Source organism: Janthinobacterium sp. CG_23.3 (genome assembly GCF_046115965.1).
Taxonomy (GTDB): domain Bacteria; phylum Pseudomonadota; class Gammaproteobacteria; order Burkholderiales; family Burkholderiaceae_D; genus Janthinobacterium.
The window spans coordinates 1-16,981 of the sequence record NZ_JBJXIB010000131.1; the positions used below are offsets into that span (position 1 = coordinate 1).

At 64.5% G+C, this 16,981-nt stretch carries 21 protein-coding genes; 4 read left to right on the forward strand and 17 right to left on the reverse strand.

Features of this window, described 5'->3' with window-relative positions; all coding sequences use genetic code 11:
* Nucleotides 1-164: 164 nt before the first annotated feature.
* The 11 genes from ACFDR9_RS22965 to tyrS all read right to left on the reverse strand — a co-directional run bounded on the left by ACFDR9_RS22965 (nucleotide 165) and on the right by tyrS (nucleotide 9,437).
* Entirely contained in the window at nucleotides 165-635 is a 471-nt protein-coding gene (locus tag ACFDR9_RS22965) for a YaiI/YqxD family protein (protein ID WP_327076139.1), read from the reverse strand.
* A gap of 20 nt (nucleotides 636-655) precedes the next feature.
* A complete protein-coding gene (ruvB, locus tag ACFDR9_RS22970; RefSeq protein ID WP_017877569.1) occupies nucleotides 656-1,711 on the reverse strand; it encodes a Holliday junction branch migration DNA helicase RuvB in 1,056 nt (351 codons plus the stop codon).
* 2 nt (nucleotides 1,712-1,713) lie between these two features.
* Nucleotides 1,714-2,292 carry a Holliday junction branch migration protein RuvA gene (ruvA, locus tag ACFDR9_RS22975; protein WP_026133074.1) on the reverse strand — a complete coding sequence of 193 codons (579 nt, stop codon included), beginning with the start codon at nucleotides 2,290-2,292 and terminating at the stop codon, nucleotides 1,714-1,716.
* A gap of 39 nt (nucleotides 2,293-2,331) precedes the next feature.
* Complete coding sequence (gene ruvC / locus ACFDR9_RS22980; RefSeq protein ID WP_026133075.1) at nucleotides 2,332-2,871, reverse strand: crossover junction endodeoxyribonuclease RuvC; 540 nt, start codon at nucleotides 2,869-2,871, stop codon at nucleotides 2,332-2,334.
* A 141-nt stretch (nucleotides 2,872-3,012) separates the two neighbouring features.
* Nucleotides 3,013-4,590 carry a bifunctional phosphoribosylaminoimidazolecarboxamide formyltransferase/IMP cyclohydrolase gene (purH, locus tag ACFDR9_RS22985; protein ID WP_017877572.1) on the reverse strand — a complete coding sequence of 526 codons (1,578 nt, stop codon included), beginning with the start codon at nucleotides 4,588-4,590 and terminating at the stop codon, nucleotides 3,013-3,015.
* 97 nt (nucleotides 4,591-4,687) lie between these two features.
* The gene (locus tag ACFDR9_RS22990) at nucleotides 4,688-4,921 is read right to left on the reverse strand and encodes a helix-turn-helix domain-containing protein (protein WP_017877573.1); all 234 of its coding nucleotides are present in this window, start codon (nucleotides 4,919-4,921) and stop codon (nucleotides 4,688-4,690) included.
* Between the two features lie 136 nt (nucleotides 4,922-5,057).
* The gene (gene dusB, locus ACFDR9_RS22995) at nucleotides 5,058-6,077 is read right to left on the reverse strand and encodes a tRNA dihydrouridine synthase DusB (protein ID WP_327076123.1); all 1,020 of its coding nucleotides are present in this window, start codon (nucleotides 6,075-6,077) and stop codon (nucleotides 5,058-5,060) included.
* A 255-nt stretch (nucleotides 6,078-6,332) separates the two neighbouring features.
* Nucleotides 6,333-6,977, reverse strand: coding sequence for a histidine phosphatase family protein (locus ACFDR9_RS23000; RefSeq protein WP_017877575.1), 645 nt, complete (start codon nucleotides 6,975-6,977; stop codon nucleotides 6,333-6,335).
* Between the two features lie 5 nt (nucleotides 6,978-6,982).
* Complete coding sequence (locus ACFDR9_RS23005; RefSeq protein ID WP_327076124.1) at nucleotides 6,983-7,645, reverse strand: YbhB/YbcL family Raf kinase inhibitor-like protein; 663 nt, start codon at nucleotides 7,643-7,645, stop codon at nucleotides 6,983-6,985.
* A 74-nt stretch (nucleotides 7,646-7,719) separates the two neighbouring features.
* Complete coding sequence (gene dtd / locus ACFDR9_RS23010; RefSeq protein WP_327076125.1) at nucleotides 7,720-8,178, reverse strand: D-aminoacyl-tRNA deacylase; 459 nt, start codon at nucleotides 8,176-8,178, stop codon at nucleotides 7,720-7,722.
* A complete protein-coding gene (tyrS, locus tag ACFDR9_RS23015) occupies nucleotides 8,175-9,437 on the reverse strand; it encodes a tyrosine--tRNA ligase (protein ID WP_327076126.1) in 1,263 nt (420 codons plus the stop codon). The genes dtd and tyrS overlap by 4 nt, the downstream gene beginning before the upstream one ends.
* Nucleotides 9,438-9,600: 163 nt before the next feature.
* Here tyrS and ACFDR9_RS23020 point away from each other — a divergent pair, with 163 nt between their 5' ends.
* On the forward strand, nucleotides 9,601-10,974 hold the full coding sequence (locus ACFDR9_RS23020) for a peptidoglycan DD-metalloendopeptidase family protein (protein WP_327076127.1): 1,374 nt from the start codon (nucleotides 9,601-9,603) through the stop codon (nucleotides 10,972-10,974).
* 159 nt (nucleotides 10,975-11,133) lie between these two features.
* On the forward strand, nucleotides 11,134-12,231 hold the full coding sequence (locus tag ACFDR9_RS23025) for an anhydro-N-acetylmuramic acid kinase (RefSeq protein ID WP_327076128.1): 1,098 nt from the start codon (nucleotides 11,134-11,136) through the stop codon (nucleotides 12,229-12,231).
* 131 nt (nucleotides 12,232-12,362) lie between these two features.
* Here ACFDR9_RS23025 and erpA read toward each other — a convergent pair whose 3' ends face one another.
* From erpA to rplM, 5 genes are all read right to left on the reverse strand, one after another.
* Nucleotides 12,363-12,725 carry an iron-sulfur cluster insertion protein ErpA gene (gene erpA, locus ACFDR9_RS23030; RefSeq protein ID WP_017877581.1) on the reverse strand — a complete coding sequence of 121 codons (363 nt, stop codon included), beginning with the start codon at nucleotides 12,723-12,725 and terminating at the stop codon, nucleotides 12,363-12,365.
* 50 nt (nucleotides 12,726-12,775) lie between these two features.
* Nucleotides 12,776-13,165, reverse strand: a complete 390-nt coding sequence (locus tag ACFDR9_RS23035; protein ID WP_026133077.1) for a polymer-forming cytoskeletal protein — start codon at nucleotides 13,163-13,165, stop codon at nucleotides 12,776-12,778.
* Between the two features lie 91 nt (nucleotides 13,166-13,256).
* Nucleotides 13,257-14,306, reverse strand: coding sequence for an N-acetyl-gamma-glutamyl-phosphate reductase (gene argC, locus ACFDR9_RS23040; RefSeq protein ID WP_327076129.1), 1,050 nt, complete (start codon nucleotides 14,304-14,306; stop codon nucleotides 13,257-13,259).
* Nucleotides 14,307-14,473: 167 nt separating this feature from the next.
* Nucleotides 14,474-14,866 (reverse strand): 30S ribosomal protein S9, encoded by a 393-nt coding sequence (gene rpsI / locus ACFDR9_RS23045; RefSeq protein WP_017877584.1) that lies wholly within the window; start codon nucleotides 14,864-14,866, stop codon nucleotides 14,474-14,476.
* 9 nt (nucleotides 14,867-14,875) lie between these two features.
* Complete coding sequence (rplM, locus tag ACFDR9_RS23050; RefSeq protein WP_017877585.1) at nucleotides 14,876-15,304, reverse strand: 50S ribosomal protein L13; 429 nt, start codon at nucleotides 15,302-15,304, stop codon at nucleotides 14,876-14,878.
* A 214-nt stretch (nucleotides 15,305-15,518) separates the two neighbouring features.
* Between rplM and ACFDR9_RS23055 the strand changes: the two genes are divergently transcribed.
* The gene (locus ACFDR9_RS23055) at nucleotides 15,519-15,941 is read left to right on the forward strand and encodes an OsmC family protein (RefSeq protein WP_017877586.1); all 423 of its coding nucleotides are present in this window, start codon (nucleotides 15,519-15,521) and stop codon (nucleotides 15,939-15,941) included.
* A 90-nt stretch (nucleotides 15,942-16,031) separates the two neighbouring features.
* Here the strand turns inward: ACFDR9_RS23055 and coq7 are convergent, their stop codons facing one another.
* Entirely contained in the window at nucleotides 16,032-16,676 is a 645-nt protein-coding gene (coq7, locus tag ACFDR9_RS23060) for a 2-polyprenyl-3-methyl-6-methoxy-1,4-benzoquinone monooxygenase (protein ID WP_035787766.1), read from the reverse strand.
* A gap of 141 nt (nucleotides 16,677-16,817) precedes the next feature.
* Between coq7 and ACFDR9_RS23065 the strand changes: the two genes are divergently transcribed.
* Complete coding sequence (locus ACFDR9_RS23065) at nucleotides 16,818-16,973, forward strand: hypothetical protein (protein ID WP_409032484.1); 156 nt, start codon at nucleotides 16,818-16,820, stop codon at nucleotides 16,971-16,973.
* The last annotated feature ends 8 nt before the right edge of the window (nucleotides 16,974-16,981 follow it).

Below are 16,981 nucleotides of genomic sequence, written 5' to 3' on the forward strand. Positions count from 1 at the left end.
TCCAGCTCTTGCTCGACAACTCTAATGCCACTGCAAAAACTTCGACTTCAGGCGTAAAATCGTTGGCGCGGGTCGGTTGCATGATTTTCTCCTAAATTGATTCTTCGAACCTTCACTTTAGGATTAATTTGCGTCTTTTGCCGACCCGCCTTCATTCATAGTATCTACGGTTTAAACGACTGTATATTTCGCGCGTGGCGGCGTAGGTGGCCGTCCAGTTGCTTGGCGAAGTTTTGCCGGTCGCCCTGGCTGAACGGCGCCGGGCCGCCGGTGTCGACGCCGCCGCCCCGCAACTCGTCCAGGAAGGCGCGCATCGTCAGTTGCTGGGCGATGTTGTCGACGGTGTAGAACTCGCCGCGCGGATTCAACGCAAAGCCGCCCTTCTCCAGCACGTCGGCCGCCAGCGGAATGTCGGCGGTGACGACCAGGTCGCCCGCCGCCAGCAGGCGCACGATTTCGCGGTCGGCCACGTCGGCGCCCGACGCCACCCGCACGGTGCGGATGAAGCGCGAGGCCGGCACCCGCAAGCCCTGGTTGGCGACCAGCGTCACCATCAGTTGCAGCCGCTCGGCAACGCGGTACAGGATGTCCTTGACGGCGACCGGGCAGGCGTCGGCGTCGACCCAGATCTGCATCGCCGCCTTGCCTTCCACTACTACAGGTTCCACAGTTCGCCGTTCGGGCCGGTGCGCGGCGCGCTGACGCCGAAGTGGGCGTAGGCGGCCGGCGTGGCGACGCGCCCGCGCGGGGTGCGCTGCAGGAAGCCCTGCTGGATCAGGTAGGGTTCGAGCACGTCTTCGATGGTGTCGGCCGCCTCGCCGATGGCCGCCGCCAGGTTGCCGATGCCGACCGGGCCGCCGCCGAATTTGAACAGCACCGCCTCCAGCAGCTTGCGGTCCATCACGTCGAAGCCGACCGTGTCGACGTCGAGCATGACCAGGGCCTTGTCGGCGACGTCCTTGGTGATGTCGCCGTTGCCCTTGACCTCGGCGTAGTCGCGCACGCGCCGCAGCAGGCGGTTGGCGATGCGCGGCGTGCCGCGGGCGCGCTGGGCGATTTCGCGCGCGCCGTCGGGGGCGATCGGCGCCTTCAGCAGCGCGGCGCTGCGCGTGACGATCTTGGTCAGCTCGTCGGCGTTGTAGAACTCCAGCCGGGCGACGATGCCGAAGCGGTCGCGCAGCGGGTTGGTCAGCATGCCGGCGCGGGTGGTGGCGCCGACCAGCGTAAACGGTTGCAGGTCGAGCTTGACCGAGCGCGCCGCCGGCCCCTCGCCGATCATGATGTCGATCTGGTAGTCTTCCAGCGCCGGGTAGAGGATCTCCTCGACCACCGGCGACAGGCGGTGGATCTCGTCGATGAACAGCACGTCGTTGGCTTCCAGGTTGGTCAGGATCGCCGCCAGGTCGCCCGGGCGCTCCAGCACCGGGCCGGAGGTCTGGCGCAGGTTGACGCCCATTTCGCGCGCGATGATGTGCGCCAGCGTGGTCTTGCCCAGGCCCGGCGGGCCGAACAGCAGGGTGTGGTCGAGCGCTTCCTTGCGCTGGCGCGCCGCCGTGATGAAAATTTCCAGCTGGCCGCGGATCTTTTCCTGGCCGACATACTCGTCGAGCTGCTTGGGCCGCAGCGCCCGCTCGATCGCCTCCTCGTTCGGCGAGGCGGGCGCGGCGTCGATGATGCGCTGCTCGCTGAAGTTATCGGTTTGAATGCTCATGGTTAGCCTTTGGACAGCGCTTTAAGCGCCAGTTTAATGCCGTCGGAGACGCCGCTGCCGGCCGGCACGCTCTTCAACGCCTGCACCGCCTCCTTGTCGGAGTAGCCCAGCGAGATCAGCGCGTTCAGAATGTCGGACTGCGAATCGGGCACCGCGCGGGCGCCGCCGGCGCCGATGTCGGCGCCCAGCTTGCCCTTGAGTTCCAGCAGCAGCCGCTCGGCGGTCTTTTTGCCGATGCCGGGCACCTTCACCAGGCGGCCCGACTCTTGCAGCGTGATGGCCTGGGCCAGGTCGGCGATGGTCATGCCCGACAGGATGGACAGCGCCATGCGCGCGCCGACGCCGGTGATCTTGATCAACTGGCGGAACACGGCGCGCTCCTCGGCGTTGCCGAAGCCAAACAGCAGGTGCGCGTCCTCGCGGATCGCCTGGTGCGTGAACAGCACGACTTTTTCGCCGACGTGCGGCAGGTTGTAAAACGTGCTCATCGGCACATCGACCTCGTAGCCGACGCCTTGGCAGTCGACCAGCAATTGCGGCGGATTTTTTTCAAGCAAAATACCGCAGAGACGACCTATCATCGTGTGACCTTGTTTGGGAATGCGGGTGGAATGGGTAGTTTAGCCGACCAGGCGGCCGCGCTTCATGCGCAAACCGGCCATGCCGGGCGCCAGCGCGCTGATCAGGGCCAAGGCGTCGTAGCTGTTGGCGTGGCAAATCGCCACGCCGAGCGCGTCGGCGGCGTCGCTGCCGGGTAGTCCGGGCAGCGTCAGCAGCCGCGACACCATCTGCTGCACCTGTTCCTTGGCCGCCTTGCCGTGGCCGACCACGGCCTGCTTGACTTGCAGCGCGGTGTATTCGGCCACGTCGAGGTCGGCGCCGACCAGCGCGCAGATGGCGGCGCCGCGCGCCTGCCCCAGCAGCAAGGTCGACTGCGGGTTGACGTTGACGAAAACCTTCTCGATGGCGGCGCAGTCGGGCCGGTAGGTGGCGACGATTTCGGTAATGCCTTGCAGGATAATCTTCAGGCGCGGCGGCAACTCGCCCTCGGAAACGGTCTTGATGGTGCCGGACGCGATATAGCGCAACTTGTTGCCCTGCTTGTCGATGACGCCGAAACCGGTCGTGCGCAAGCCAGGGTCTATGCCTAGAATAATCATTGTCCGATTGTAACGCGGGGAGGCTGTTCTGGACGGCAAGGCCGTGGGTATTCGGGCGCCGGCGACGCAAAAAAAACCAAGGGCTGCTTGCCCTTGGTTTTGCTTTACGCCAGCGGCAATAAAACTATTGCCAGCCGATTATTAATGGCGGAAGTGGCGGGTGCCGGTGTACAGCATGACGACGCCGCGTTCGTTGGCCGCGTCGATCACTTCCTGGTCGCGCATCGAGCCGCCCGGTTGGATGACGCAGGTCGCGCCGGCGTCGACGACAACGTCGAGGCCGTCGCGGAACGGGAAGAAGGCGTCCGACGCCACCACCGAGCCGGCCAGCGCCAGGCCGGCGTTTTGCGCCTTGATCGCGGCGATGCGGGCCGAGTCGATGCGGCTCATCTGGCCGGCGCCCACGCCCAGGGTCATGTTATTGCCGCAGAAGACGATCGCGTTCGACTTGACGAACTTGGCCACGCGCCAGGCGAACATCAGGTCTTGCAGTTGCTGCTGGGTAGGTTGCAGCTTGGTCACCACCTTCAGGTCGCCGATCGAGACGTTTTTGGCGTCCGGCGACTGCACCAGCAGGCCGCCGCCGACGCGTTTGAAGTCCATCGCGTTGACGCCCTTGCCCAGCGGAATTTCCAGCATGCGCACGTTTTGCTTGCTCGACAGGATCTGCTTGGCGTCGTTTGAAAACGACGGCGCGATCAACACTTCGACGAACAGCTTGGCGATCTGCTCGGCGGTGGCGCCGTCGAGTTCGGTGTTGAAGGCGATGATGCCGCCGAACGCCGAGGTCGGGTCGGTTTGCAGCGCGCGCGCGTACGCCTCGGCCGCGTTGGCGCCCAGCGCCACGCCGCACGGGTTGGCGTGCTTGACGATGACGCAGGCGGCGCTCTGGTCGAAGCCGCCCAGGCTCTTCACGCATTCCCACGCGGCGTCGGCGTCGGCGATGTTGTTGTACGACAGTTCCTTGCCCTGCAACTGGCGGTAGTTGCCCAGCGCGCCTTCGGTGGCGTGCAGGTCGCGGTAGAACGCCGCGCTCTGGTGCGGGTTCTCGCCGTAGCGCATGTCTTGCACTTTTTCAAACGCGACGTTCAACGTTTCCGGGTAGGCGCCGCGGCTGCCGTGTTCCTTGGTCGGGCCCAGGCTGGTCAGGTAGTTGGTGATGGCGCCGTCGTACTGCGCGGTGTGGGCGTAGACCTTCTTGGCCAGCATGAACTTGGTGTCGTAGCCGACGACGCCGTCGGCCGCCTTGATTTCGGCCAGCACCGTGGCGTAGTCGACCGGGTCGCAGATGACGACGACGTCCTTGTGGTTTTTCGCCGCCGAGCGCAGCATGGCCGGGCCGCCGATGTCGATGTTTTCAATCGCGTCCTCCAGCGTGCACGTGTCTTTCGCCACCGTCGCCTGGAACGGGTACAGGTTGACCACCACCATGTCGATGGTCGCAATGCCGTGCTCGGCCAGCTTGGCCATGTGCTCCGGGAAATCGCGGCGCGCCAGGATGCCGCCGTGCACCGTCGGGTGCAGCGTCTTGACGCGGCCGTCCAGCATCTCGGGGAAGCCGGTGTAGTCGGCGACTTCCGTCACCGGCACGCCGTTGTCGGCGAACAGTTTGGCGGTGCCGCCGGTCGACAGGATGTTGACGCCGAGCGCGGACAGGGCGCGCGCGAAGTCGAGCACGCCGGTCTTGTCGGAAACGGAGATGAGGGCTTGTTTGATCATGGCAGTGGCTAGGTGGTTGAATGTTCGGTGGGACGGATGCGCGGCCACGCCGCCGCCCGCGCCACGGCGGCGCGGGAACCGGCGGCGGCTGCGCGCCTTACAGCAGGCCGTGCTCTTGCAGCTTCTTGCGCAAGGTGTTGCGGTTGATGCCGAGCATTTGCGCGGCGTGCGACTGGTTGCCGTCGGCGCGCGTCATGACGACCTCGAGGATAGGCTTTTCCACGGTCAGCACGACCATGTCGTAAATGTTCGACGCTTGCTGCTCGCCCAGGTCGTTGAAATACTCTTCAAGACTTTTCTGGACGACTTCCTGGATACTTTCTTTACTCATTTTACGTTTTACGATTCATTCGGCTAATTGATCTGTCATGACGCCGTCTTCGTGCCGCTCTAAAAACGCGTGACGGTAAGGCGTGTGCCCTTTGGTGCTGTGCTGCTGCGACGCTGCTACGTCCGGCCGCTACTCTTCATTCGCTTGCCAATGCGGCGTCGGCGAGGCGGTATTGTAACCGTTCGCCAAAACTCCATTGCGATTCGAAAAATTGGTCGACGGCAACTAACTGTGCCTCGGTGGACTCCAGCAAATTCATCTTCTGGCGGAACTCCTCGCCGCCGGGCAAGTCCCGCACATACCAGCCGATGTGCTTGCGCGCCGTGCGCACGCCCAGGAATTCGCCGTAAAACGCGTAGTGGGCGCGCAAATGCTCGTCCATCAGCGCGCGCACCTCGTCCACGCACGGCGCCGGCAACAGGGTGCCGGTGCGCAGGAAATGCGCGATTTCGCGGCAAATCCACGGCCGGCCCTGCGCCGCCCGGCCGACCATGACGGCGTCGGCGCCGGTCTGGTCCAGCACCAGGCGGGCTTTTTGCGGCGTCGTGATGTCGCCGTTGGCCACCACCGGGATGCCGACCGCCGCTTTGACGGCGGCGATGGTCTCGTATTCGGCGTCGCCGCTGTAGCCGTCGGCGCGGGTGCGCCCGTGCAGCGTCAGCATGGCGATGCCGGCCTGCTCGGCGATGCGGGCGATGTTCAGGGCGTTCTTGTTGTCGCGGTTCCAGCCGGTGCGGAACTTCAGCGTCACCGGCACGTCGACGGCGTTGACCACCGCGTGCAAAATCTTCTCGACCAGGCTTTCGTTTTGCAGCAGGGCCGAACCGCACCAGCTGTTGCACACCTTTTTTACCGGGCAACCCATATTGATGTCGATGATCTGCGCGCCGCGGTCGACGTTGAACTTGGCGCAATCGGCCAGGTCCCGCGGGTCGGCGCCGGCGATCTGCACCGCCTTCGGCTCCATTTCGCCGTCGTGGTCGGTGCGCCGCGCGCTTTTCTCGGTGGCCCACAGGCGCGGATTCGACGCCGCCATTTCAGACACCGCGTAGCCGGCGCCCAACTGCTTGCACAACTGGCGGAACGGCCGGTCGGTCACCCCGGCCATCGGGGCGACGAAAACGTTGTTGCGCAGAATGTGTGGGCCGATTTGCACTGGCGAGACCTGAAATGGTTGGGGGAACCCACTATTTTAACCGAGGTTCTGCTCAAATAATAAGCACTATTTTTTATTGGACAAGCAATTTGCCCCGCCCGGCGCTTATGCATCAGGGGACAGACCACGATTTCCGTATGCATCAGGGGACAGACCACGATTTCCGTGCATCAGGGGACAGACCACGATTTCCGGGAAATATTTCTTCGGAAATATTTCCCGGAAATCGTGGTCTGTCCCCGGTGAGCCGGCTACTCAGCCCAGCTCGTCGATGGCGCCCGCGCTCAGGTGTTCGACGTCGCCCCACTGCGTCAGCGTCAACTTGCCGGCGGCGAAGGCGAAGCGGTTGACGCTGGCGTTCTTGACCTGGAAGTCGCGCGGGCTGTCGAGCGACATGCCGACCGCCGCGCGGTAGGCGCACTCCAGCACGCCGCCGTGCGCCACCACGGCAATGGTCTGGCCCGGGTAGCGCGCGGCCCAGCGCTCGACGCCGTCGACCGCGCGCCGGTAAAACTGGCGGAAGCTTTCCGCCACCCGCTCGCCGGCCGGCATCACCGCGTCGATATGGCGCGCCTGCCATTCGGCGTACTCAAGCGGATAGCGTTCGGCGATGTCGGCGTACAGCATGCCTTCGAAGGCGCCGTAGCAGCGTTCCCGCAGCAGGCAATCGGCTTGCAGCGCCAGGCCGTGCTGGCCGGCCACCGCCGCCGCGGTCTGGCGCGCCCGCCGCAGGTCGCTCGATACCACCGCCGCCAGCGGCGCGCCGGCCAGCGCCTCGCCCAGCGCCTCGGCCTGGCGCATGCCCTCGTCGTTGAGGTCGATGTCGGTGTGTCCCTGCAGGCGGCGCGCCGCGTTCCACGCCGTTTCGCCGTGGCGTATCAATAAAATCGTGGTGCTCATGCAGTCTATGTTTTCAAGGTAAGGGCCAGCTCGGGATTGAGCGAGTAGGCGCCGATCAGTTGCGCCTCGTCGAGGATGTGGCCGTGGATCGCCGCGCGCGCCTGCGCCCCGGTAAAGCGCGGCGCCAGCGCCAGGCACGCGACGTCGAGCGCGTACAGGCGGAAAATGTAGTGGTGGATGCGCTCGTCGTTCCATGGCGGACAGGGGCCATCATAACCGTAATAGTCGCCGGCCATCGCCGGGTCGCCGGCGAACCAGTCGCTGAAGTCGTTGACGCCCTCGCGCCACGGCCGGCCGGCGCCGTCGGCGGCCGCCGCCACGGCCCGGCCCGGTTTGCCGCGCGGCGTCACCTGCGCCGAAAACGCGCCGGCCGCCAGCGTGCGCAGCGCCGCCGGCAGGTCGATCACGGTCCAGTGGAAAAAATCGCCGCGCGGCAATTGTTCAGCCAGCGTCAAGCCTTCGCGGTTGACGCCGCCGGCGTCGAGCGGCGCGTCGACGTCAAAGCAGAACAGGGCCAGCGATTCGGTGCCGCTGGGCACCTCGTCCCAGGCCAGGTGCGGGTTGCGGTTGCCCGCCAGGCGCACCCGGGCGTCCGGGTCGATCGCCGCGAAAGCGTGATCGGCGGGGATGAGGCCGCAATCCCGAAACGAATCGCTCCACAGTTTCATTTTGCACCCCGTTCTTTATCAATATTTTTGCGGATACCGCGCCGCATTCGTTTGAGCGCACGCAAGGAACGGCGTTACTTCGCAGCCGCGTTGGGGTTTATTTGCAGCCACAACGTCACCGGGCCGTCGTTGGTCAGCGACACCTTCATGTCGGCGCCGAAGCGGCCGGTCTCGACCACGGGGTGGCGGTGGCGCGCCTGGCGCACGAAATAATCGAACAGGCGCAGGCCGTCCCGCGGGCTGGCGGCCGGCGTGAACGAGGGCCGCGTACCGGACTTGGTATCGGCCGCCAGCGTGAACTGCGGCACCAGCAGCAAGCCGCCGCCGACGTCGGTGACGCTGCGGTTCATCTTGCCGGCGTCGTCGCCGAAGACGCGGTAGCCCAGCAGCTTGGCCAGCAGCAAATCGGCCTCGCGCTCGCCGTCGCCGCGCTCGGCGCACAGCAATACCATCAGGCCGGCGGCGATGGCGCCGATGCTGGCGCCGTCGACCGCCACGCTGGCCTGGCTGACGCGCTGCAACAGCGCGATCATGCGCTCAGGGTAACGCGGGCGAACTTGCGCTTGCCCACTTGCAGCACGAAGGTGCCGGCGTCGAGCTTCAATGCCTTGTCGCTGACGACGGCGCCGTCGATGCGCACGCCGCCCTGCTCGATCATGCGCATCGCCTCGGACGTCGACGGGCACAGGCCGGCCTGCTTGAGCAGTTGCGGCAAGCCCTGCGGCGCGCCGCCCAGGCTCACGTCGGCGACATCGTCCGGGATGCCGCCCTTGGAGCGGTTGACGAAGTCGGCCAGCGCGTCGTCGGCCGCCTGCTTCGAGTGGAAGCGTGCGACGATTTCCTGCGCCAGCGCCACCTTGGCGTCGCGCGGGTTGCGGCCGCCCTCGACTTCGGCCTTCAGCTGCGCCAGCTCGGCGATCGAGCGGAACGACAGCAGCTCGTAGTAGCGCCACATCATGACGTCGGAAATGCTCATCAGCTTGGCGAACATGGTGTTGCCCGGCTCGGTGATGCCAATGTAGTTGTTCTTCGACTTCGACATCTTGTCGACGCCGTCGAGGCCTTCCAGCAGCGGCATCGTCAGAATGCACTGCTGTTCCTGGCCGTATTGCTTTTGCAGCTCGCGCCCGACCAGCAGGTTGAACTTCTGGTCGGTGCCGCCCAGCTCCAGGTCCGACTTCAGCGCCACCGAATCGTAGCCCTGCATCAGCGGGTAGAGAAATTCGTGGATCGAAATCGGCACGCCGTCCTTGAAGCGCTTGGTGAAGTCGTCGCGCTCGATCATGCGCGCCACCGTGTAGCTCGACGCCAGCTGGATCATGCCGCGCGCGCCGAGCGGATCGCACCACTCGGAGTTGTAGCGGATTTCGGTGCGGGCCGGGTCGAGCACCAGCGACGCCTGGGCGAAGTAGGTCGTGGCGTTGACTTCGATCTGCTCCTTGGTCAGCGGCGGACGCGTGATGTTGCGTCCGGACGGGTCGCCGATCATCGAGGTGAAGTCGCCGATCAGGAAAATCACCTGGTGGCCGAGGTCTTGCAGCTGGCGCATCTTGTTGAGCACCACGGTGTGGCCCAGATGCAAGTCCGGCGCGGTCGGGTCCAGGCCCAGTTTAATCCGCAACGGCACCCCGCTCGATTCGGAGCGGGCTAATTTTTGCGCAAATTCGGTTTCGATCAATAGTTCGTCGACGCCCCGCTTGGTAATCGCGAGGGCTTCTTGTACCCTGTCCGACAGCGGCAGTGCGGTTGCGGCGGGGGCGGCCTTTTTAGGCGATGCGGAGGTGTTGTCCATATATATGTTCTTTTGCGAAATGCCGCGAAAAATCGCGAAATGGTGGTAGGTTTCCGGAGTTTGCTATAATGCCCGATCCCATCAATCTTGCCGAATGAAACGAACCAAAATAACAACAACAATATAGAGAGCTTCGTTCAAGCCGCAAATTCTAACTGATTGCATGAACCCAACCAAATCCAAAACGAGCTCACGCTTGTACTCACTGCTAGCTTCGTCGCGCAAAGCGCGTATCCTCAGCGCCTCGGCGCTGTTGCTGACGGTGTTCGCATTCGGTGCGGCCGGCGTCGCGCCTCTGGCGCCGGACGCCTCGGACCTGCCGGTGAAGTCGATCGCCCAAGACCTGGAAATGCCGAACCTGAGCGCGCAGATCACCGCGCTCGCTCAAGACGACCACGACCAGAAATTCGTCCACGAAGAAAAAGTCCGCGCCGGCGACACCCTTGCCGCCTTGCTGACCCGACTCGGCGTGGACGATGCGGCGGCCACCAATTTCATCAAGACCGACAAGATCGCGCGCGGTGTCATGTTGCTCAAAGCCGGTAAACGGGTGCAGGCGCAGACCACCGAAGACGGCCAGTTGCAATGGCTGCGCGCGACCCTGGTCGACGCCAAGGAAAGCGACGTCAAGAACATCATGATCAACCGCAAGGGCGACTCCTTCGTGGCCACGGAAGTGGCGGCGCAGCTGGAGCGGCGGGTGGAAATGCACGCGCGCCAGATCACCTCGACGCTGTTCGCGGCGACCGACTCAAGCCTGGACGGCACCCGCCTGCCGGACTCGATCTCGGCGCAGATCGTCGAAATGTTCTCGACCAACATCGATTTCCGTTCCGACCTGAAGCGCGGCGACAGTTTCAACGTGGTGTATGAAACCTTCTGGCAAGACGGCGAAATGGTCCGGGCGGGCCGCATCCTGGCCGGCGAATTCACCAACCGCGGCACCACGTTCCAATCGGTCTGGTTCGAAGACCCGGCCAGCAAGCAAGGCGGCGGTTACTACAGCTTCGACGGCAAATCGCTCAAAAAAGGCTTCCTCAAATCCCCCCTTGAATTTTCCCGTATCTCGTCCGGCTTCTCCATGCGCGTGCACCCGATTTCAGGCAACTGGAAACAGCACAAGGGCGTCGATTTCGCCGCCGCCGCCGGCACCCCGATCCGCGCCTCGGGCGACGGCGTGGTCGATTCGGTGGGCGTCCAGAATGGTTACGGCAACATGGTGGTGCTGCAGCACTGGGCCAACTATTCGACCGCCTACGCCCACATGAGCGCCTTCGCACCGGGCTTGAAAAAAGGCATGAAAGTCAACCAGGGCGACGTCATCGGCTACGTCGGCAGCACCGGCTGGTCGACCGGCGCCCACCTGCACTACGAGTTCCGCGTCAACAAGCAAGCGGCCGACCCGATGTCGGTCAACGTGCTGGCGCAGGCGCCACTGACGTCCGCCGAACTGAGCCGCTTCCGCATGGTGTCGGCCGACATGATGCACCGCTTCACGCTGCTGCGCCCGAACGGCACGGCCCTGGCGTCGCGCTGATGCATTCCGCCGCCCGCGTCGAACGACGCGCGGCGCCCCCCCCTCCCCCTGCATTTTTTCTTCCCGCCGCAGCCAGCCGCCGCCGCGTTCGACGCGCCGCGCCCGCACTCAGGCAAAATGGCGCCATCGAACAATTTTTGAACTAGCGAGGACAAACACATGGCTCTCTACATCGGTCTGATGTCCGGCACCAGCCTGGACGGCGTTGACGGCGCCCTGGTCGACTTTGGCGGCGCCGCGCCGCGCACGCTGGCGGCCGCCTACATCGCCTTTCCGGCCGAGCTGCGCGCCGACCTGATGGCCCTGCAAAGCGCCGGCCACAACGAAATCGAACGCGAGGCGCTGGTCGCCAACCGGATCGCGGCGCGCTACGCCGATTGCGTGGCGGCGCTGCTGGCCGAGGCCGGCGTCGGCGCCGGCGCCGTCCGCGCCGTCGGCGCGCACGGCCAGACCATCCGCCACCGCCCGGAACTGGGCTTCACGCGCCAGACCAACAACCCCGCGCTACTGGCCGAACTGTGCGGCATCGACGTCGTCGCCGACTTCCGCAGCCGCGACGTCGCCGCCGGCGGCCAGGGCGCGCCGCTGGTGCCGGCCTTCCACCGGGCGCAGTTCGGCCAGCCGGGCCAGACCCGGGTGGTCGCCAACATCGGCGGCATCAGCAACATCAGCGTGCTCGGCGCCGACGGCGGCGTCAGCGGTTTCGACACCGGCCCCGGCAACGCCTTGATGGACGCGTGGATCGGCCGCCACCTGGGCCGCAACTACGACGCCGACGGCGCCTGGGCGGCCAGCGGCAAGGACATCCCGGCGCTACTGGCGAGCATGCTGGCCGAGCCCTACTTCGCGCTGCCGGCGCCCAAAAGCACCGGGCGCGACCTGTTCAACGCCGACTGGCTCGCCGCCAAGCTGGCGCCGTTCGCCGGCGCGGCGCCGGCCGACGTCCAGTTCACACTGACCAGGCTGACCGCGCTGACGCTGGCGCAGGCGATACGCCAACACGGCGCCCAAGCCGACGCCGTGTATGTCTGCGGTGGCGGGGCGTACAACGGCACGCTGCTGCGCGAATTGGCGGCGGCGCTGGACGGGCAGGCAACGGTGCAATCGACCGACGTGTTGGGCGTGCCGCCGAACCACGTCGAAGCGCTGGCGTTCGCCTGGCTGGCCTACCGCTTCACACAACGCGCGGCGGGCAACTTGGCGGCGGTCACCGGAGCCCAAGGCGGCCGCGTGCTGGGCGCCCTGTATCCGCGCTAGAGAATTGGCCGGGGTTCGGACGGAACGGCCGCCGCGAACCGCTCGGCTTACGCCACGGACGAAACCGCGGACGAACGAAAGCGGCGGAACGACCGAAGTCGTCCGCCGCAACGGGCCTTACCGGCGAAGGCTTACACCGAGAACGAGGAGCCGCAACCGCAGGTCGACGACGCGGTTGGGTTCTTGATGACGAACTGCGCGCCCTCAAGGTCATCCTTGTAGTCGATTTCGGCGCCGACGAGGTACTGGTAGCTCATCGAATCGATCAGCAACTGCACACCGTTTTTCACCATCGTGGTGTCGTCTTCGTTGACGATTTCGTCAAACGTGAAGCCATACTGGAAGCCGGAGCAACCGCCGCCTTGCACGAAAACGCGCAGTTTCAAGTCGGGATTGCCTTCTTCCTCGATCAACTGCGCGACCTTTTCGGCGGCGCTGTCGGTGAAGATAATAGGCGAAGGGATTACATCTAGCGATTCGGCGACGGCATTCATTTCATACTCCTACTTGAAAACATTGATTCATTATAGACCTTTAGCGCAGCTCACGCTTCAGACGCCGCCAAATGCAACACTTTGTCGACGCCGTCATGGTGGACCAGTTGCCCCGAGACCAGCGCGCCGCCGTGCATTTCCAACACTTTGTAATGGACTTCCCCGTAGATGCGGGCTTTCGGCTGAACTTCAAGCAATTCCGACGCGTGCACCGGGCCGTTGATCGCGCCATTCACCACCAGATGGTCGCAGCGCACCTCGCCGTCTATCCTGCCATGCTCGCCGACCACCACAAAACTGTGCTGGCCGACTTCGGCGGTGACGTTGCCGCGCACCTGGCCGTCGATCCGCAGGCCACCCTTGAACAGCACATCGCCGTCGATCCGGGTCGCTGCGCCGATCAGGCTATCCATCGCGTTTCTCGGGTTACGGGCGAACATCGCAGAAGTCCTCAGGCAAACGCTACCGGTCGGTGGACCTAAGCAACTAATTTACCCCGGCGTAGCCGCAGCGCCTTGATCTGGGTCGCCGTTACGGCATCAACGCGATATGCGCCAGCCCCATGCTCTCGTCCAGGCCGAACATCAGGTTCATGCACTGCACCGCCTGGCCGGACGCGCCCTTGACCAGATTGTCCTGCACCACCAGCACGATGACGGTATTGCCGGGCGCGCCGTCGACTTGCGGACGGTGCAGCGCCAGGCGCAACATGTTCGAGCCGCGCGTCGAGCGGGTTTCAGGATGCGCGCCGAACGGCATCACGTCAACGAACGGCGCGTCGCGGTACGCGGCTTCGAACAGCGCCTGCAATTCGGCGTTGCCGACGTCCTTGCTCAGGCGCGCGTACAAGGTCGAATGCATGCCGCGGATCATCGGCACCAGGTGCGGCGTGAAGATCAGGCCGACTTTCTGGTCGGTGAAGCGCTGCAACTGCGCGGTGGTTTCCGGCAAATGGCGGTGGCCGGACACGCTATAAGCCTTGAAATTGTCGCTGGACTCGGAGAACAGGATGCCGATCTCGGCCTTGCGGCCGGCGCCGGAGACGCCCGACTTGCAGTCGGCGATCAGGCTGGAGGCGTCGATCAGGCCGGCCTTCAGCAGGGGCGTATAGCCCAGTTGCATCGTGGTCGGGTAGCAACCCGGATTGGCGACCAGCGAGGCGCCCTTGATGTCGTCGCGGTTCAGCTCCGGCAAGCCGTACACCGCCTGCTCGATCAGCTCGGGCGCGGTGTGGGGGATGTTGTACCATTGCTCGAAGACGGCCTGGTCCTTCAAGCGGAAATCCGCCGCCAAGTCGATCACTTTCACGCCGGCGGCCAGCAGGGCCGGCGCCTGCGCCATCGCGACGCCGTGCGGCGTGGCGAAAAACACCACGTCGCACTCGCCCAGGTTGGCCTTGTCGGGCGACGAGAAGGCCAGGTCGACGCGGCCGCGCAAGGATGGATACATGTCGGCAACGGGCAAGCCATCTTCCTTGCGCGACGTGATCGCCGTCAGCTGGACCTGTGGATGGACCGCCAACAGGCGCAGCAACTCCACTCCGGTGTATCCAGTGCCGCCAACGATGCCAACTTTGATCATGTTTATTCCTTGCGAATGAGGTGTGAAGAGTAAAGTGAGAAATAGGAGCGTTATTTTAACAGGGCTGGCGAATGCGGGCGCGCCGGCGCCAAACGCAAAAAAGCCGCCAGACAGGGGTCGGCGGCTTTTTGAACAACACGCAGAGACTGCGTGCCGTAGCGGGCGAATTAACGCTTCGAGAATTGCTTCGCGCGACGTGCTTTGCGCAGACCAACTTTTTTACGCTCAACTTCACGAGCATCGCGAGTAACGAAACCGGCTTTAGCCAGGTCTGGTTTCAGGGCTGCGTCGTAGTCGATCAGCGCGCGGGTGATACCGTGACGCACTGCACCAGCTTGGCCGGACTCGCCGCCGCCGTGAACGTTGACCTTGATGTCGAAACGCTCGACATTGCCGGTCAGTTCCAGAGGTTGACGGATGACCATCAGACCTGTTTCGCGCGAAAAGTATTCGTTCGCTGGCTTGCCGTTAACGACGATCAAGCCTGTGCCGACTTTGATAAAAACGCGAGCCACTGCACTCTTGCGACGGCCGGTTCCATAATTGTAATTACCGATCATGTCAGTTCCTTAGAGAACAAGTGCTTTAGGTTGCTGAGCAGCGTGCGGATGGGTTGCTTCCGCGTACACTTTCAGCTTTTTGATCATCGCGTAGCCGAGCGGGCCTTTAGGCAACATGCCCTTGACCGCTTTTTCCAGCGCGCGACCCGGAAAACGCTGTTGCATTTTCTGGAAATTGGTTTCGTAGATGCCGCCTGGATAACCAGAGTGACGGTAGTAAATTTTCTCAGTGGCTTTGGTACCGGTCACACGCAGTTTGCCTGCGTTGATGACGACGATGAAGTCGCCGGTATCGACGTGAGGAGTAAATTCTGGTTTGTGTTTGCCGCGCAGTCGGAGTGCCACTTCGCTGGCAACACGTCCGAGGACTTTGTCCGTCGCGTCAATCACGAACCAATCGCGCTGGACTTCATGTCCTTTAGCGGAAAATGTTTTCATGTTGACTTCCTAAAAGATTACACGCTCAAATGGTGGTTCCGCCAACATCAACTTCTTGCGGACTCTGCCTTATCTACTTTTCCTGAGCGAACGGAAAGCCGACAAGTATAAGCGATCTCGCCCGTCCGCGTCAACCCCCACCTTCGGGGGTGCGTCGGCACGCCGTTTGCGTTCCTCCCTTACAATATAGGGCGCTTATTTATCGGAGAGAACCATGGAATGCAAAGTTAGCTGGAACGGCCCGTCGGGCATGAGTTTTTTGGCACAAACCGGCTCCGGTCATCTGGTGACGATGGATGGCGCGCCCGACGGCGGCGGCCATAATCTGGCGCCGCGGCCGATGGAAATGGTGTTGCTCGGCACCGGCGGTTGCACCGCCTATGACGTGGTGCTGATCCTCAAGCGCGGGCGCGAGGACGTGCGCGGCTGCGAGGTGACGCTGAAGGCCGAACGCGCCGAGACCGAGCCGAAGGTGTTTACCAAGATTCATTTCCATTTCACCGTCACCGGCAAGAATTTGAAGCCGGGCGGCGTCGAACGCGCGGTCGCGCTGTCGCATGATAAGTATTGCTCTGCGTCCATCATGCTGGCGAAAACCGCCGAGATGACGCATTCGTTTGAGATTGTCGAAGGCTAAACGCCACGTTAGCGTGGCGCAGGCCGGACGCGGGGGCCGCCGAGGCGGACGCCCTGCCGGGCTAACCCGACCCACACAATCCCGCCGTCGCTAGAGGTAGTACGCGGTCTTTGTCATCACTTTGCCCATCAGCGCCATCAGCGCCTTGACCGGCGCCGGCACCTGCGCCGCGCCCAGCGCCTCGGCCTTGGCGCCGTGCTCGATTTCGTCGACGCGCATCTGTTCGACGATGGCGCGCGATTTGGCGTCCTGCGCCGGCAATTTCTCCAGGTGGCTGGCCAGGTGCTGTTCAACCTGGCGCTCGGTTTCGACGACGAAGCCGAGGCTGCGCGCGTCGCCCAGCCGCGCCGCCACGGTGCCGAGCGCGTAGGCGCCGGCGTACCAGAGCGGATTGAGCAGGCTGGGCTGCGATCCCAGCTCGGCCAGCCGCTGCGCCGTCCAGGCCAGGTGGTCTTCCTCGTCCCTGCCCGCCTGCGCGAACTGCGCGCGCATGGCGTCGCTGCCGGCGTGCCGCGCCTGCGAGTTGTACAGCGCCTGCGCGCACACTTCGCCGACGTGGTTTACGCGCATCAGGCCGGCGGCGTGGCGCTGCTCGGCCTGGTCCAGCGCCGCGTCCGGCGCGTGCACCGCCGGGGTCGGCCGCGACGCCGAGGCGACGCCGGCGATGACGCGCAGCGCCCTGTCGGCGCCGATAATCAAACGATCCAAGGGGTGGTGGTACTGGTTCGCTGCCATGGCATGTGTCTGTTTTGGTGTGAAAAGCTGATTATAGGGCATCGCGGCGCCCCCGCCGCCGGCCAACGGCGCGCGCCTGGCGGCCGCGTTCGCGCACTCTGGGCGGCCGAATACGCCGAATATCGCACGGACACGCCCGCCATGGCCCCAATTGAATACAATGCCACCATAATAGAGGCCAGGATGGCGCTGGCGGGGGGGGGGGGGGGGGGAGGAAGGGGGGGGGGGGGGGGGGGGGGGGGGGGGGAAGGGGGGGGGTGGGGGGTGGGGGGAGGGGGAGGGGGGGAGGGGAGGTGAGGTGGGGT

What these genes read in the sequence shown, in the direction of transcription:
- ACFDR9_RS22965 (WP_327076139.1), bottom strand. Translation starts at nt 635, where the DNA reads ATGCAGATCTGGGTCGACGCCGACGCCTGCCCGGTCGCCGTCAAGGAC.
- ruvB (WP_017877569.1), bottom strand. Translation starts at nt 1,711, where the DNA reads ATGAGCATTCAAACCGATAACTTCAGCGAGCAGCGCATCATCGACGCC.
- ruvA (WP_026133074.1), bottom strand. Translation starts at nt 2,292, where the DNA reads ATGATAGGTCGTCTCTGCGGTATTTTGCTTGAAAAAAATCCGCCGCAA.
- ruvC (WP_026133075.1), bottom strand. Translation starts at nt 2,871, where the DNA reads ATGATTATTCTAGGCATAGACCCTGGCTTGCGCACGACCGGTTTCGGC.
- purH (WP_017877572.1), bottom strand. Translation starts at nt 4,590, where the DNA reads ATGATCAAACAAGCCCTCATCTCCGTTTCCGACAAGACCGGCGTGCTC.
- ACFDR9_RS22990 (WP_017877573.1), bottom strand. Translation starts at nt 4,921, where the DNA reads ATGAGTAAAGAAAGTATCCAGGAAGTCGTCCAGAAAAGTCTTGAAGAG.
- ACFDR9_RS23000 (WP_017877575.1), bottom strand. Translation starts at nt 6,977, where the DNA reads ATGAGCACCACGATTTTATTGATACGCCACGGCGAAACGGCGTGGAAC.
- ACFDR9_RS23005 (WP_327076124.1), bottom strand. Translation starts at nt 7,645, where the DNA reads ATGAAACTGTGGAGCGATTCGTTTCGGGATTGCGGCCTCATCCCCGCC.
- dtd (WP_327076125.1), bottom strand. Translation starts at nt 8,178, where the DNA reads ATGATCGCGCTGTTGCAGCGCGTCAGCCAGGCCAGCGTGGCGGTCGAC.
- tyrS (WP_327076126.1), bottom strand. Translation starts at nt 9,437, where the DNA reads ATGGACAACACCTCCGCATCGCCTAAAAAGGCCGCCCCCGCCGCAACC.
- ACFDR9_RS23020 (WP_327076127.1), top strand. Translation starts at nt 9,601, where the DNA reads ATGAACCCAACCAAATCCAAAACGAGCTCACGCTTGTACTCACTGCTA.
- ACFDR9_RS23025 (WP_327076128.1), top strand. Translation starts at nt 11,134, where the DNA reads ATGGCTCTCTACATCGGTCTGATGTCCGGCACCAGCCTGGACGGCGTT.
- erpA (WP_017877581.1), bottom strand. Translation starts at nt 12,725, where the DNA reads ATGAATGCCGTCGCCGAATCGCTAGATGTAATCCCTTCGCCTATTATC.
- ACFDR9_RS23035 (WP_026133077.1), bottom strand. Translation starts at nt 13,165, where the DNA reads ATGTTCGCCCGTAACCCGAGAAACGCGATGGATAGCCTGATCGGCGCA.
- argC (WP_327076129.1), bottom strand. Translation starts at nt 14,306, where the DNA reads ATGATCAAAGTTGGCATCGTTGGCGGCACTGGATACACCGGAGTGGAG.
- rpsI (WP_017877584.1), bottom strand. Translation starts at nt 14,866, where the DNA reads ATGATCGGTAATTACAATTATGGAACCGGCCGTCGCAAGAGTGCAGTG.
- rplM (WP_017877585.1), bottom strand. Translation starts at nt 15,304, where the DNA reads ATGAAAACATTTTCCGCTAAAGGACATGAAGTCCAGCGCGATTGGTTC.
- ACFDR9_RS23055 (WP_017877586.1), top strand. Translation starts at nt 15,519, where the DNA reads ATGGAATGCAAAGTTAGCTGGAACGGCCCGTCGGGCATGAGTTTTTTG.
- coq7 (WP_035787766.1), bottom strand. Translation starts at nt 16,676, where the DNA reads ATGGCAGCGAACCAGTACCACCACCCCTTGGATCGTTTGATTATCGGC.
- ACFDR9_RS23065 (WP_409032484.1), top strand. Translation starts at nt 16,818, where the DNA reads ATGGCCCCAATTGAATACAATGCCACCATAATAGAGGCCAGGATGGCG.